The sequence below is a fragment of the Providencia sp. PROV261 genome, from assembly GCF_028477945.1.
GTDB classification, from domain to species: domain Bacteria; phylum Pseudomonadota; class Gammaproteobacteria; order Enterobacterales; family Enterobacteriaceae; genus Providencia; species Providencia stuartii.
On record NZ_JAMPMC010000005.1, the window covers coordinates 15,858 to 30,511 of the forward strand.

General features: G+C 41.9%; 11 protein-coding genes. 10 read left to right on the top strand and 1 reads right to left on the bottom strand.

From position 1 onward, the window contains the following. Positions 1–88: 88 nt before the first annotated feature. Entirely contained in the window at positions 89–2,464 is a 2,376-nt protein-coding gene (gene ppsA / locus PR675_RS02660) for a phosphoenolpyruvate synthase (RefSeq protein WP_014658213.1), read from the bottom strand. 271 nt (positions 2,465–2,735) lie between these two features. Between ppsA and ppsR the strand changes: the two genes are divergently transcribed. The 10 genes from ppsR to PR675_RS02710 all read left to right on the top strand — a co-directional run bounded on the left by ppsR (position 2,736) and on the right by PR675_RS02710 (position 14,260). Beyond that, positions 2,736–3,596, top strand: a complete 861-nt coding sequence (ppsR, locus tag PR675_RS02665) for a posphoenolpyruvate synthetase regulatory kinase/phosphorylase PpsR (protein ID WP_004919142.1) — start codon at positions 2,736–2,738, stop codon at positions 3,594–3,596. 127 nt (positions 3,597–3,723) lie between these two features. Further along, on the top strand, positions 3,724–4,773 hold the full coding sequence (locus tag PR675_RS02670) for a 3-deoxy-7-phosphoheptulonate synthase (protein ID WP_014658212.1): 1,050 nt from the start codon (positions 3,724–3,726) through the stop codon (positions 4,771–4,773). 217 nt (positions 4,774–4,990) lie between these two features. Continuing rightward, positions 4,991–5,176 carry a hemin uptake protein HemP gene (hemP, locus tag PR675_RS02675; protein WP_004919137.1) on the top strand — a complete coding sequence of 62 codons (186 nt, stop codon included), beginning with the start codon at positions 4,991–4,993 and terminating at the stop codon, positions 5,174–5,176. Between the two features lie 88 nt (positions 5,177–5,264). Next, positions 5,265–7,418, top strand: a complete 2,154-nt coding sequence (locus tag PR675_RS02680; RefSeq protein WP_060561308.1) for a TonB-dependent receptor domain-containing protein — start codon at positions 5,265–5,267, stop codon at positions 7,416–7,418. Between the two features lie 114 nt (positions 7,419–7,532). Further along, the gene (locus PR675_RS02685; protein WP_060561309.1) at positions 7,533–9,533 is read left to right on the top strand and encodes a TonB-dependent hemoglobin/transferrin/lactoferrin family receptor; all 2,001 of its coding nucleotides are present in this window, start codon (positions 7,533–7,535) and stop codon (positions 9,531–9,533) included. 26 nt (positions 9,534–9,559) lie between these two features. Further along, positions 9,560–10,609, top strand: a complete 1,050-nt coding sequence (locus PR675_RS02690) for a hemin-degrading factor (protein ID WP_004919129.1) — start codon at positions 9,560–9,562, stop codon at positions 10,607–10,609. A gap of 17 nt (positions 10,610–10,626) precedes the next feature. Then, positions 10,627–11,448, top strand: a complete 822-nt coding sequence (locus tag PR675_RS02695; RefSeq protein WP_036939993.1) for a heme/hemin ABC transporter substrate-binding protein — start codon at positions 10,627–10,629, stop codon at positions 11,446–11,448. Then, a complete protein-coding gene (locus tag PR675_RS02700; RefSeq protein WP_004919125.1) occupies positions 11,445–12,446 on the top strand; it encodes a FecCD family ABC transporter permease in 1,002 nt (333 codons plus the stop codon). The genes PR675_RS02695 and PR675_RS02700 overlap by 4 nt, the downstream gene beginning before the upstream one ends. Positions 12,447–12,451: 5 nt before the next feature. Then, positions 12,452–13,237: a heme ABC transporter ATP-binding protein gene (locus tag PR675_RS02705; RefSeq protein ID WP_004919124.1), complete on the top strand. Its 786-nt coding sequence runs from the start codon at positions 12,452–12,454 to the stop codon at positions 13,235–13,237. 651 nt (positions 13,238–13,888) lie between these two features. Continuing rightward, positions 13,889–14,260, top strand: coding sequence for a helix-turn-helix domain-containing protein (locus tag PR675_RS02710; RefSeq protein WP_014658208.1), 372 nt, complete (start codon positions 13,889–13,891; stop codon positions 14,258–14,260). Positions 14,261–14,654 lie beyond the last annotated feature (394 nt).

Sequence of the window (14,654 nt, forward strand, 5' to 3'; positions counted from 1 at the left end):
AATCGGTATATTCAATTTGATTTATAAAAAAAGCCGACAATTATAATTGTCGGCTTGAGACTCTCGTCTTAAATAATAGATTAATTCATTATGAATCAGCTAATTTTAACCAAGTTTGTACAACGGTATCTGGGTTAAGAGAAAGACTATCTATTCCCTCTTCAACTAACCATTGCGCAAAATCTTGATGATCCGATGGGCCTTGACCACAAATACCGACATATTTGTTTTGACGTTTAGCCGCTTGAATCGCCATCGATAACATGGCTTTTACGGCATCATTGCGTTCATCAAATAGTTCAGAAACGACTCCAGAATCCCTATCTAAACCTAAGGTCAATTGGGTCATATCGTTAGAACCAATAGAGAAGCCATCAAAATGTTCAAGGAATTGGTCTGCCAGTAATGCGTTTGATGGGATCTCACACATCATAATGACTTTCAAGCCGTTTTCACCACGTTTGAGGTCATGCTTCGCTAATTCAGCCACTACGGCTTCCGCCTGAGCGACAGTCCGCACAAATGGGATCATCACTTCAACGTTTGTTAGCCCCATCTCATTACGTACCCGCTTAACGGCTTCACACTCAAGAGCGAAACAATCTCGGAAGCTATCTGAGACATAGCGCCCTGCTCCACGGAAACCTAACATTGGGTTCTCTTCTTCCGGCTCATAAATATCCCCACCGACAAGGTTGGCATACTCATTAGATTTAAAGTCAGAAAGACGCACGATAACCCGTTTTGGCCAGAATGCTGCCGCTAACGTCGAAATCCCTTCAGTCAACTTACCAACATAGAATTCAATGGGATCATCATAACCTGCCATCATGGTGCGAATTTCATTTTGTAGCTCAGGAGTTTGTGAATCGAACTCCAGTAAAGCTCTTGGGTGAACACCAATCATTCGGTTAATAATGAATTCTAACCTCGCTAAGCCAACCCCTTCGTTTGGTAAACAGGCAAAATCAAATGCACGATCTGGGTTACCCACGTTCATCATGATCTTGACATCAAGCGCTGGCATTTCGTCAACGGCGGAGCTATGAATTTCAAATCCTAGCTCACCTTCATAGACAAACCCTGTATCCCCTTCAGCACAGGAAACAGTCACCTGACTATTTTCCAGCAGGCGCTCTGTCGCATCACCGCAACCGACCACAGCGGGGATACCCAATTCGCGGGCAATAATCGCCGCATGGCAGGTACGACCGCCACGATTGGTCACAATCGCAGCCGCTTTTTTCATGATAGGCTCCCAATCTGGGTCTGTCATATCAGTAACGAGTACGTCGCCAGCTTGGATCCTATCCATCTCATTTAAGTTATGGATCACTTTAACATGGCCTGAACCGATACGATGCCCGATAGCACGCCCTTCAACCAACACATTCCCTTGTTGTTTTAATTGGTAACGTTCCATCACTTGTTGATTCGAGCGAACGGTTTCTGGGCGAGCCTGAACAATGTACAGACGCCCATTATGACCATCTTTAGCCCATTCGATATCCATTGGGCGACCATAATGTTTTTCAATCTGTAATGCTTGGCGCGCCAGCTCTTCAACTTCGTGATCAGTCAAAGAGAAACGATTGCGTAGTGCTTCTGGCACATCTTCAATCTGTACTTGCTTACCGTGCTCTTGACTGTTCGCATAAACCATTTGTAATTTTTTCGAGCCAAGAGTACGACGCACAATAGCTGGACGATTATTCAGCAAGGTGGGTTTATGCACATAAAACTCATCTGGGTTTACTGCCCCTTGCACAACCATCTCGCCTAAGCCATAAGCTGAGGTGATGAAGACGACTTGGTCGAACCCTGATTCAGTATCAATGGTGAACATCACGCCAGAAGATGCTAAATCTGAGCGCACCATTCTTTGAACACCCGCGGAGAGTGCCACTCCACGGTGGTCATAGCCTTGGTGGACACGATATGAAATCGCGCGGTCATTAAATAAGGAAGCGAATACGTGTTTAATAGCAACCAATACAGCATCGATGCCTTGAACGTTCAAGAAAGTCTCTTGCTGCCCTGCGAATGAAGCATCAGGCATGTCCTCTGCTGTTGCAGATGAACGTACAGCAAACGAGGCATCTTTTTCACCTTCAGACAGTGTTTGGTATGCCGCACGAATATCACTTTCTAACTGTGGTGTAAAAGGGGTGTCGATAACCCATTGACGGATCTTTTCCCCCGCCGCAGCGAGTTGATTAACATCATCAATATCCGTTTCATCTAGCAGCTGATAAATGCGCTGATTCACGCCGCTCTGCTCAAGAAAATCATTAAACGCCTGTGCGGTTGTCGCAAATCCGTTAGGTACGGATACACCAAGATCGGACAGGTTGGTAATCATTTCACCGAGCGAGGCATTTTTGCCGCCAACACGGTCAACATCATTCATCCCTAATTGGTTATACCAAAGTACATTACACGGAGTGAGGCCATTTGTGGACATTGAAAGCGATCCTTTATCTTTATCTAGCAATTTAGTGACAAGGTACAAATCGTAAAAAATCTCATTGGCGATAATTCGCCTCACGAAATAGACTAGCACAGACAATATCTGAATATAGACTGGTGAATCGTTCCAACTAGCAAGAAAAAATTTTTGTTCTAAAAATTGTTCAAATATTGGCTATACTTTCCCCTATAAACTATTTTTTAAACTTTAATCAAATATAATATCTCTCTAAAACCAACGAAAAATACAACAAAAGACACTATATATGAGCGAAATAACCGCAACTAATCATAAAACAAACCTCACAGAACGAACTGTTTTTTTTATTTCAGATGGAACCGCAATAACCGCAGAAACGCTAGGACATGCTGTTTTGTCGCAATTTCCCTTAGTTTTCAATTCCTATACGCTACCTTTTGTCACCACAGAAGCACGTGCGCAGGAAATAAAACAGAAAATTGATACGATTTATCAAGAGACTCAAAACCGTCCACTGGTGTTCTATTCCATCATTTCCCCCTCCGTAAAAAAAATTATTACCGACAGCGCCGGTTTTTGTCAGGATATTGTGCAAACCTTGGTTGCCCCTATTCAGCAAGAAGTGGGGTTAGAGCCTGAGCCTAAACTCAACCGTACCCATGGCTTATCGCTACAGAATATCAATCAATATGATGCTCGCATTGCTGCTATCGAATACACATTAGCCCATGATGACGGTATTTCCTTGCGCAATCTAGACCAAGCACAAGTGATTTTGTTAGGCGTCTCCCGTTGTGGTAAAACCCCTACCAGCCTCTATTTAGCCATGCAATTTGGTATTCAAGCCGCTAACTATCCATTTACGGCAGACGATATGGATAACTTGCAGTTACCCGCTGCACTACGCCCTTATACGCATAAATTATTTGGTTTGACGATAAGCCCGGAAAGACTAGCCGCTATTCGTGAAGAGCGACGTGAAAACAGCCGCTATGCATCATTACGTCAATGCCGCATTGAAATTGCTGAGGTCGAGGCACTATTTAGACAAAACAAGATCAACTATCTCAATACAACCAATTACTCAGTAGAGGAAATTTCTGCCAAAGTCATTGACACGATGGGGCTAAAACGGCGTATCTTTTAGTCGAAATGTATTTTTTAAAAAATCTTTCATTCAATCTCACGTTGTAGGTTGAATTCGAGCCATTTTCGTTTATTGTGATCCTAATCACTGATACGGCTCTGCCTATTAAAGCTTTTGAGAAGAAAGAATGCAAAAAACTGACGAACTACGTACTCAGCGTGTGGATAGCTTAATTACCCCACAGACACTCGCTGACGAATTTCCTATTTCTGAGAAAGTGGCTGAAAACGTGACAGCGTCACGTAAACGGATAGAGAAAATTTTATCGGGGGAAGATCCCCGTTTATTGGTTATTGTTGGCCCATGCTCTATTCATGATATTGATGCGGCTCTGGAATATGCTAATCGGCTGAATGTCTTACGTGAACGCTATCAAGACCGTCTTGAAATCGTTATGCGTACCTACTTTGAAAAACCCCGTACCGTTGTAGGTTGGAAAGGCCTGATCTCCGATCCTAATTTAGATAACTCTTGCCAAGTCAATACGGGGATACGGCTCGCCCGCAAATTACTTATTGATGTCAATCAGCTTGGGCTACCTACCGCAACAGAATTTCTCGATATGGTCACAGGGCAATATATTGCTGATTTGATCAGTTGGGGAGCGATTGGCGCAAGAACAACAGAAAGCCAAATCCATCGAGAAATGGCATCGGCACTCTCTTGCCCTGTTGGTTTTAAAAATGGTACTGATGGCAATATCCGCATTGCTATCGATGCCATCCGCGCAGCCAGCGCCCAACATATGTTTTTATCGCCCGATAAAAGTGGCCAAATGACCATCTACCAAACCAGTGGTAACCCACATGGTCATATTATTATGCGTGGTGGAAAGCAGCCTAACTACTCTGCCGGAGATATTGCAGCGGCTTGTGATAAGCTACGTGAATTTGAATTAGCTGAACATTTAGTCGTTGATTTTAGCCATGGTAACTGCCAAAAAATCCACCGTCGCCAACTTGAAGTCGCCCGCGATATTGCCGAGCAAATCAAAGGCGGTTCGACCGCAATTAGTGGTGTAATGGCTGAAAGCTTCTTACTTGAAGGCACTCAAAAAATTATTGCAGGTCAACCTCTAACTTACGGGCAATCCATCACAGACCCCTGTTTAGGCTGGGATGATACCGAGCAACTCATTGATATCTTGGTCCAAGCAGTAGAAAGCCGCTTTAAATAAGCTGACATTTTATTCCCCCACCGACTCTTTCACTCTCTCTGATAGGAAAGAGTCGAGTTCCTTTCCGCATAAATATTCACCAAATATTGACCTAAATCGATAAGCAACTCATGCATTGTAGTGATTTTGTCATCTAAATGTAAAAACCCCTTGATGTTACTTAGCAACTTAAAGATAATGATTCTCACTCTTAGTTTTATTATCAATTGGGCCAAATATGACTGATAACATCACTAAACCACCTATTGAAAATATCGCCAACTCAACCCTTCCGCCCGTAAAAGTTGACGTTATAGATAGTCATCAATTATTAGGCTCTGAAGGTAAATTAGCGATCCAACATCGCGGCGAGATATACCAGTTAAGGCAGACTCGTGCTGGTAAACTGATTTTAACCAAATAGTTTTTATTCAAAATTTATTCACAGCAAGCCACCCAGATCTTGTATCAAGGCAGCCAGCGATATTCACCACATAAGGAAAGGATTTCCTATGGAGTTTAAACTGATGTCTGTTACACCCACCATATCGTTAAATGGATCAAAAATAACCGTTTCCGCACTTGCGACAACACTCGCTATTTCAGGATTTAGCGCGGTTGCAACAGCAAAAAAGACGATAGGTGATACTGTTCATGTTACGACCCACCCTTTTCATCACGAAAATATTGCGGTGGCCGAGCAAGTCGATGTCATTGATGCTCAATCCCCTGAATATCAATCAGTAAGCTCTGCCTTAGATTTATTAAAAGGCCAACCCGGTATTTTTGTTTCTGGTACTGGTGGAACCTACGGTCAAGAGGTTCATCTACGTGGCTATGATTCTCGTGGTGTAAAAATCACAGTGGATAACGTCACTCAAGATTTTAATTCTGGGTTATACAATGCGACATTTATTGACCCGTCACTGGTAAAAAAAGTCTTTGTCCATAAAGGTGCTTCATCCGTTGCTCATGGAAGTGGCGCGCTAGCGGGTGTCGTAGCGATGAAAACCGTGAATGCAAAGGATTTATTAAAGCAAGGGCAGGCATTAGGAGGCCGCGTTTTCAGTGGGGTCAACCGCAATGACCACAGCTACCTTGCCGGGGCATCGGTATATGGACATACTGGCCCTCTGGATATGCTATTAAGTTATAGCCAACGTAAAAAATATTCACTCGCATCTGCGGATTTTCCAACTCAAGATAATCATGAGAAAGTGCATAATTGGTTATTAAAAACCACTTGGTATGCACACCCTAATTATCATTTAGCCTTACAGCTACGTGATTATCGTAATGATGGGTTAGGTCTCAAACAACCTACAGTAAACAACTCCGCTGATACGCGTTTTAAAAACACGCCCCACGAGCGCGATAGCCACCAGCGGGATGTTTCAATTAGTCAATATATTACCTCAAACCGTTTCCCTAACTGGCAAGCAAATTGGGATCTGTACTATACCGACCTATCTTTGAGTCAATTAGATAGAGAAAAAGCTAAGGCTGATAATCAATATCAACGCGAAAAGCGTACGCAATATACCTATGGTACCAAATTGACTAATCACTTTATTGTTCCTATTGAGGGCTGGGTGAATAACCAAATAGAAAGTGGTATCGAGTATTATCAACAACAGCAAAAACCCAATAAACACGCGATCAGCTACCCCCCTGCTCGACTAGCTAATATTTCGGGCTGGGTTAACAATGATATGACGTTACACCACCTGCCTATTACACTCTCAGCAGGAACCCGTTTCACAAGCTATGAAGCTTCACGTCAAGGGTTTGCAAAGAATAGAGACACGAATTGGTCATCACGTTTTGCGGTCAGTATCACGCCGGCACATTGGTTAAACCTATACTCCTCTTACTCCGAAGGTTATCGGACGCCTCGTATGGCAGAGCTGTATAACAATTCTAATCACTTTTCGGTGATGGGCGGCTGGCTAACTTCCGATTTTAGACCTACGCCTGACTTACAACCTGAGACAAATAAAACAGTAGAAGTTGGTTTAAAAGCAAGTTTTGATGATCTGTTATCAAATGGCGATGAACTGCAATTTGGGTCAACGTATTTTGATACCAAAGCGAAAAACCATATTGCCGTTGAAGGTCGTTACACCAAAAAATACCATTTCATGAAAGGGCAATATCAATGGTTCCCTAATGAAATTTATTTTAGCAATGTTCCTTCCGCCACCATTCGAGGTATTGATAGCTTTATTCGCTACAAAACCCACTGGTTTGATTTAAATATCAGTCATAACAAAACAACAGGTAAAGAGGACGGCACAGGCTATTCTCTCTCTTCCATTCGCCCTGAAACGCTACTCATTCGCTTCAATGCCCCCATTGCAACTACTGGCCTTAGTCTTGGCTGGGTAGGTGAATTTGCGGCTAAAACACAGTTCCAAGGCAATGCTAAGTACCAATTAAAACAACATAAATCTCAGCATGGACTCGATCGTTACCATAAAGAAGTCATCCAGTATGCAGGCTATAGCCTTCATGACTTTTATGTGAACTATCAAGCTGACCAATTTATAAAAGGGTTGAATACGACATTAACGATGAAAAACGCCTTTGATCGTCAATATGTCTCTTCGATGGGGGTTCCCCAAGAAGGCCGTAATTTCTATTTCAATGTGAGTTATCAATGGTAACCATTTAATAATTATAAAATAAATAATACTCGCCGGTTTGTTTCCCTGCATACAGATTTAGGCAAAATCGAAACTTAGGGAGCAAACCGGTAACACTTTATGGAGTATAACAATATGTCTCATGTTTTACGTTTATCCGTTCTGACAAGCGCAATACTTTCCGTTATGGCAAGCGCTCATGCAGAAACAACACCATCAAATCGCAATGATGTGATGACCGTCTATGCAACAGGTACTGAAAGAGATAGCTTCGATGCCCCAATGATGGTCACTGTGATCAAAAATGACTCACCTGAAACAAAAACGGCAAGTACGGTCAACGATATCTTGCGTAAAATTCCGGGGATCGGTGTTACTGGTACTAGTCGCACTAATGGTCAAGATATCTACATGCGTGGTTTTGACCGTCGCGGTATTTTAACCCTCGTCGATAATGTACGCCAAGGTACTGATACTGGTCACGTTAACGGCACATTTATTGATCCTGCACTGATAAAACAAGTCGAAATTGTTCGTGGCCCTTCAGCTCTACTGTATGGTAGCGGCGCGATGGGAGGTGTGATCGCTTGGGAAACCGTAGATGCTAAAGATCTATTACGTGAGGGTCAAAACAGTGGCTTTCGTGTCTTTAGCCAAGCTGCTACAGGGGATCATAGCTTTGGTTTTGGCGGTACATCTTTTGGGCGTACTGAGCAATTTGATGGTTTGTTTAGTTTTGTTACCAAACAAGTCGGAGATGTTCGCTTAAGCAATGGCGATGATATGGAAAACAAAGAAACCATCTCAAACCTACTCGCCAAAGGGACATGGCAGTTTGATGATAAGCAAAAGCTATCAGGGCAACTGCGCTATTACAATAACAATGCATATGAACCCAAAGACCCACAACAAATCGATATTACTAAGGATAATCTAAAGGTTAACCGCACTACACGTCAACGTGATGCCCAAGCGACTTACCAGTTAAACCCAGAATCAAACGATTGGTTAAATCTTAAAGCAACCACTTACTATTCTGACGTTAATATTACCGCTAAAGGTAAAAATACTCACTATGAAGGCCGTACCCAAAAAACTTATGGTCTGAAAGTTGATAATAAAACACACTTGTATGATTTACCTATCGCAGCCCATAACTTTACTTATGGCGGCGAAACATACAAACAAAATCAAACACCTTACGCTTCAACAACGCAATTCCCTGATGCTGATATCACCTTTGCTTCAGGTTTCTTGCAAGATGAAATCGCCTTAAAAGATTTACCTGTATCGTTTATTGTTGGCACTCGCTATGACCATTATAAAGCAACCGCTAAAGATAATGAGGACGTGAAAGAAGGCAAATGGTCTTCTAAAGGCGCCGTTAGCATTACACCAACAGACTGGTCAATGCTATTTGCCTCTTATTCAGAAGCTTTCCGAGCACCTTCTATGATGGAAATGTATAACGATGAAATTCATTTCCAAATGGGCCCAATAGTAAATAAATGGCGACCAAATCCGAATCTCAAACCAGAGTCTACACGTACTGCTGAATATGGGGTTGGGCTACGGTTTGATGATCTATTCACTGAACGTGACAATCTACAATTTAAAGCAAGTTATTTTGACACTAAAGCAAAAGACTATATCAATACCTATGTGAACGTTGACTTTAGAAATCCTCAGAATAACTACACAACCTCCATCAATACAAAACGAGCTAAAATTTGGGGTTGGGATGCTTCAATGGACTATAAAAACGACTATTTGGGTTGGAATTTAGCTTATAACCACACCGAAGGTAAAGATGAATCAAATGGTAAATCAATTACCTCCATTAAACCTGACTCGATAACCAGCAACCTTAACGTACCAATTTCAGACAGTGGTTTTTCTGTGGGTTGGTTAGGTGAATTTACTCGTCATACCGATTTCAACGATGCATCCAAAGCACCGCGCCAAGCAGGCTACGCTGTTCATGATTTTTACGTTAGCTACCAAGGTGAAGGCCAATTAAAAGGCCTAGGAACCAGTGTCGTTTTAGGCAATGCCTTCGATAAAGAATACTACTCGTCACAAGGCGTCCCTCAGGATGGGCGTAATGCCAAGCTGCTCGTCAGCTTCCAATGGTAATTTATAGTTAATTAAGGAGATACACTGTGAGTTCAACACTTTTCGAGCGTTACCAACAAGCAAAAGCAGAAAACAAAGCAAAATACGCTCGTGATCTGGCTGCCTACCTTAATGTTTCAGAAGGTGAACTATTGCATTGTCGTGTAGGTCATGACAAAGCACAAAGACTGAATGTTGATGCCCCAACACTGCTGAAAGCGCTAGCATCTGTCGGTAAAGTTAAGGCCATCACCCGCAATGAGTATGTTGTTCATGAGCAAGTTGGTCGCTATGACAATGCAAAATTTAGCGACCATGCAGGGTTAATTTTAAATCCACGCGCCTTAGACTTACGCATGTTCTTCTCTCATTGGGATGCCATTTTCACGCTGACTGAAGATTCAAAAAATGGTGAACGCCATAGTATTCAATTTTTCGATAAACAAGGCGATGCGCTGCATAAAGTCTATACTACAGATGAGACTGATATGGCGGCATGGAACTCTCTCATTGCACAATATGCAACGTCAGACAATCCACCTCTTGCTATTGAAGCCGCTGTGCCATTCTCTGAGCAGCCAATCAGTGATGAATTGAAACAGCAGCTAGAACAAGAGTGGCGCAACATGACCGATGTCCACCAGTTCTTTATTTTATTGAAAAAAAATAATCTTAGTCGCCAACAAGTCTTCCGTGCCGTTAGTGATGATTTAGCATGGCAAGTTCCTGTTGATTCATTCAATCAATTAGTCAATACCGCGTTTAATGACCAAAATGAAATCATGATTTTTGTTGGTAATCGTGGCTGCGTGCAGATTTTTACTGGTCAATTAAAACGCCTTATGCCATACCAAGCAGAAGGTTCGGACATTAAATGGCTCAACATTTTTAATCCAGACTTTACGTTGCATATGATTGAAAACGGCGTTTCAGAGTGTTGGGTAACACGTAAACCTACTCAAGATGGTTTCGTCACAAGCCTTGAAGTCTTCGATAAAGACGGTAATCAAATCGTACAAATGTACGGGCAACGTACTGAAGGTACTCCAGAGCAAGAACAATGGCGTAATCAGGTTATGGCGCTACCGCACATTTAATCGTTAGGTAAATAAAAATGAAACAATGGCTTCTAATTGCAGTGACATTAATCATGAGCTTTTCCGCTCAATCAGCCGAACGGATCATCACGTTAGGTGGTGATGTTACGGAGATTGTTTTTGAACTTGATGCAGGCTCTCAAGTGGTTGCTCGAGATAGCACCAGCCTTCATCCTGCTCAAGCTGTTAAGCTACCCGATGTCGGTTATATGCGAATGCTCAACGCTGAAGGTGTGCTTTCTATGCGCCCAACGCTTGTGCTTGCCAGTGAACTAGCAAAACCCTCAATGGCACTTTCCCAGATAGAAAAAAGTGGTGTAAAAGTCATCAAGGTGACTGGTAAGCCTGCATTAGAAGCCATTCCAGAAAAAATTACAACGGTGGCTAATGCTGTCGGTAAAACAGAACAAGGTAAACGGTTAGTTGAGCAATTTAATCAACAGATTGCCAAAGTAAATACCTCACCCATAGATAAAAAAATTCTGTTTATCATGAGTCATGGTGGCGTAATGCCGCTTGCTGCGGGGCAGCAAACCGCTGCGGATAGTCTTATCAAAGCGGCGGGAGCTAAAAACGCCATGAACGGGTTTAATAGTTACCGCCCATTATCACAAGAAGGTGTGATTGCAAGTCAACCTGATTTGATTATCGTCACCCATGAAGGCATCAAATCATTAGGTGGTGAAGATAAAGTCTGGAAATTGCCAGGCCTGGCAATGACACCTGCCGCAAAAAATAAGGCACTAATCGTTGTTGATGATATGGGAATGCTTGGATTTAGCCTTGGTACCCCTAAAGTCATGCAACAGATACGCGAGGCATTAGAGAAGTTTCAATGAGTCGAATTAAATACCCTCTGTTCGCTATCATTGCGTTATTGTTCGTTTTGATGGCGATTGCCTTACTTGCCTCCAACGCTGGCGCAATGAATGTATCGTTTAAAACTCTGTGGCAGACGCCTGCCACAGACCCTCTTTGGCAGATCTGGCTCAATATCCGGCTACCACGTATTTTGCTAGCGATTTTAGTCGGTCTTGCTCTTGCTGTTTCAGGTGCCATCATGCAGGGGTTATTTCGTAACCCGCTTGCTGATCCCAGCTTATTAGGGATCAGCAGTGGCGCGGCCTTATGTGTCGCTGCATTTATTGTATTCTCTTTTTCATTACCTACCGCCCTACTTAACTATGGGCATATTGGCGCCGCTTTCGTCGGCAGCCTTATTGTTTCAATTATTATTTTTAGCTTAAATCGCTACTCAAATGGGAATTTAGCACGCTTACTTCTCGCTGGGATTGCGATCAATGCCTTGTGTATGTCATTCATCGGCGTACTAAGCTATATCAGCGATGACCAACAGCTGCGTACTTTTAGCTTATGGATGATGGGAACACTTGCGAATGTCGACTGGACTTCCTTAACGATTGCCGCCAGTGTTATCTTACCGACCTGCTTTGTCTGCCTTTGGCAAGGTAATAGACTTAATCTACTGCAACTAGGTGATGAAGACGCTCACTATCTCGGGTTAAATGTGGAGCGAACAAAATTTATTTTACTATTCCTTAGCGCCTTACTGGTAGGTTGTGCTGTTGCAATGAGTGGCGTGATTGGTTTCGTCGGCCTCGTGGTGCCCCATTTAATCCGTATGACGCTAGGCCCTGATCACCGCTGGCTAATACCTGGCTCTGCGATTGTTGGAGCGACCTTACTTTTAATTGCCGATACCATTGCTCGAACTGCGGTTTCTCCTGCTGAAATTCCTGTTGGATTACTAACAGGGCTCATTGGCGGGCCTTACTTTTTATGGCTAATTTTACGTCAACCAGCAGGGAGAGTTTAAACATCATGAATACACAAACTCTACTTGAAGCACGTAACCTCAGTTTTCACGTTGCCGATAAGGTATTAATAAAAGATATCAGTTTATCCATACAGCAACATGAAATGGTCGTCATTATTGGTCCAAACGGTGCAGGAAAATCCAGTTTATTAAAACTACTGACTGGTTTTCACTCTCCCACTCACGGGGAGTGTCTGTTAGAAGGTTTAGATTTACGCAAATGGCAACATAATGCATTGGCGAAAAAACGTGCGGTGATGAAGCAACAAAGTAGCTTATCATTTGCCTTTACTGTTGAAGATGTCGTGGCGATGGGGCGTAGCCCGTATGGCGCTGAGCATAAGCAACAAGCCATTGAAGAGGCGTTAGCACAAACAGATTGTTTGGAATTACGCCAACGCGATTTCCGTCAGCTTTCTGGTGGTGAACAACAACGCGTTCAGTTAGCACGAGTACTTGCTCAAGTCTGGCAACCCAACCATAGCCCTGCTTGTCTTTTTCTTGATGAACCAACTTCAGCTCTTGATCTTTACCATCAACAACATAGCCTACGGTTATTACACCAATTAACACGTGAGCGGCCTTTTGGCGTGTGTTGCGTCTTACACGATCTTAACCTTACCTCACTGTATGCTGATCGCGTGTACTTAATTCACCAAGGCCAACTTGCGGCGGCAGGTACGCCTGAAGAAGTTCTGACGACAGAAAATCTAACTCGTTGGTATAAAGCAGATTTAGATGTGATCTCACATCCTGAAACAGCCACCCCACACATCTACTTGCGTCGTTAATCACCTATTAGGTTTCTTGGGTCTTCTCAAGAAACCTAATAGTCTTCCCTTTGCATAATTTCATCTCCAGCTAACCTCTTTGCCAAAACAGGACATGAATGCCACACCATGTATTTCTTGCTTATACCATGTTGAGTCAAGTGATTTTTTTAAATTGTTAAAGATACGTTAAGTAAATTGACTTATTTGATAGTTCAACTAAAGTTAAACAATCAACCATTAGCATCAAAAATCACAGATTATTGAGCATTAACCCCCGTCACTATTACCTCGGTATTTCCTAAGTATTGATGGTAAAAATCAGCACACCTGTCACAACTTAAGTTAAATTAATTTTTCAATATTTTACTTGGTTAATAATTTCGAATACATCCAACAAAAAAATTGAACTTGATATATCCGACTGATTTTTTGATATATCAACCCCTACCATTTACACTCAGCTATTTGATTTTAATAGGTAAATAACATACACTCTTGTATGTATAAGTTTGAGTTATTAATAAAATCTATCGTATCAATAACTATTCTCATTAAAAAAAAGCACGTTATGCCTATCGATATATCGGAAAAATGGGAAGAATAGACAGTAATTTCTTTAGTTATTATTAGTTATTAATGAACAATAACCCATAGAAGTGGGAGGTAAATATGTCTGAGAGTGTAGTCAACGATATTGTTAAATGGCTGGAAAGTCAGTTACAGCGCAATGAAGGCATCAAAATCGACACAATTGCCGATAAAAGTGGTTATTCAAAGTGGCATTTACAGCGTGTTTTCAAAGAAATGAAAGGTTGCACGCTTGGCGAATACGTTCGTAAACGCCGTTTATTAGAAGCTGCTAAATCATTACGCAATGGTAACCTGCCAATTTTAGATATCGCTCTGCAATATGGTTTTAGCTCACAAGCCACTTTTACACGTATCTTTAAAAAACACTTTGACATTACCCCAGCAAAATTTCGTCAAAGTGGTCAGTTGCCTGAATGTAAAACATTTATGTCTTGCAACTGCAACAACTAAATAAATTTCAGTTGTATAGTTGAGTATTAATAGTCCCCTTAATTATTTTTTCATTCCCTAAACATTGAAGTCTATGTCCGAGCCGGTAAATACCGGCTCTTTTTTTGAAATTTGCCCATATCGCTAACAAGTTTATCCTCAATACCGCCTTATATAGCAACAAAAGAAAGCTATCTTCTCTTAAAAGATCATTTCAGAACGGATAATAGAGTGATGTCATGCCTTTAAAGCACACACGTCCAATGTGTATTTTTTTGACATTTATTGAAAAAAAACATAATCTGCGGCAACTCATTTATGAGTGTTATAGTTAAATTATTATTAATATTATTTTCTTATTGTTATAAAGGCTGTTTTTGTGGGACATTCCAGATTATTTGCATGGTATAAAAAT

Coding starts and splice junctions, on each gene's coding strand:
- hemP (WP_004919137.1), top strand. CDS start 4,991: ATGACTGATAACATCACTAAACCACCTATTGAAAATATCGCCAACTCA.
- PR675_RS02685 (WP_060561309.1), top strand. CDS start 7,533: ATGTCTCATGTTTTACGTTTATCCGTTCTGACAAGCGCAATACTTTCC.
- PR675_RS02705 (WP_004919124.1), top strand. CDS start 12,452: ATGAATACACAAACTCTACTTGAAGCACGTAACCTCAGTTTTCACGTT.
- PR675_RS02695 (WP_036939993.1), top strand. CDS start 10,627: ATGAAACAATGGCTTCTAATTGCAGTGACATTAATCATGAGCTTTTCC.
- PR675_RS02680 (WP_060561308.1), top strand. CDS start 5,265: ATGGAGTTTAAACTGATGTCTGTTACACCCACCATATCGTTAAATGGA.
- ppsR (WP_004919142.1), top strand. CDS start 2,736: ATGAGCGAAATAACCGCAACTAATCATAAAACAAACCTCACAGAACGA.
- PR675_RS02700 (WP_004919125.1), top strand. CDS start 11,445: ATGAGTCGAATTAAATACCCTCTGTTCGCTATCATTGCGTTATTGTTC.
- PR675_RS02670 (WP_014658212.1), top strand. CDS start 3,724: ATGCAAAAAACTGACGAACTACGTACTCAGCGTGTGGATAGCTTAATT.
- ppsA (WP_014658213.1), bottom strand. CDS start 2,464: ATGTCCACAAATGGCCTCACTCCGTGTAATGTACTTTGGTATAACCAA.
- PR675_RS02710 (WP_014658208.1), top strand. CDS start 13,889: ATGTCTGAGAGTGTAGTCAACGATATTGTTAAATGGCTGGAAAGTCAG.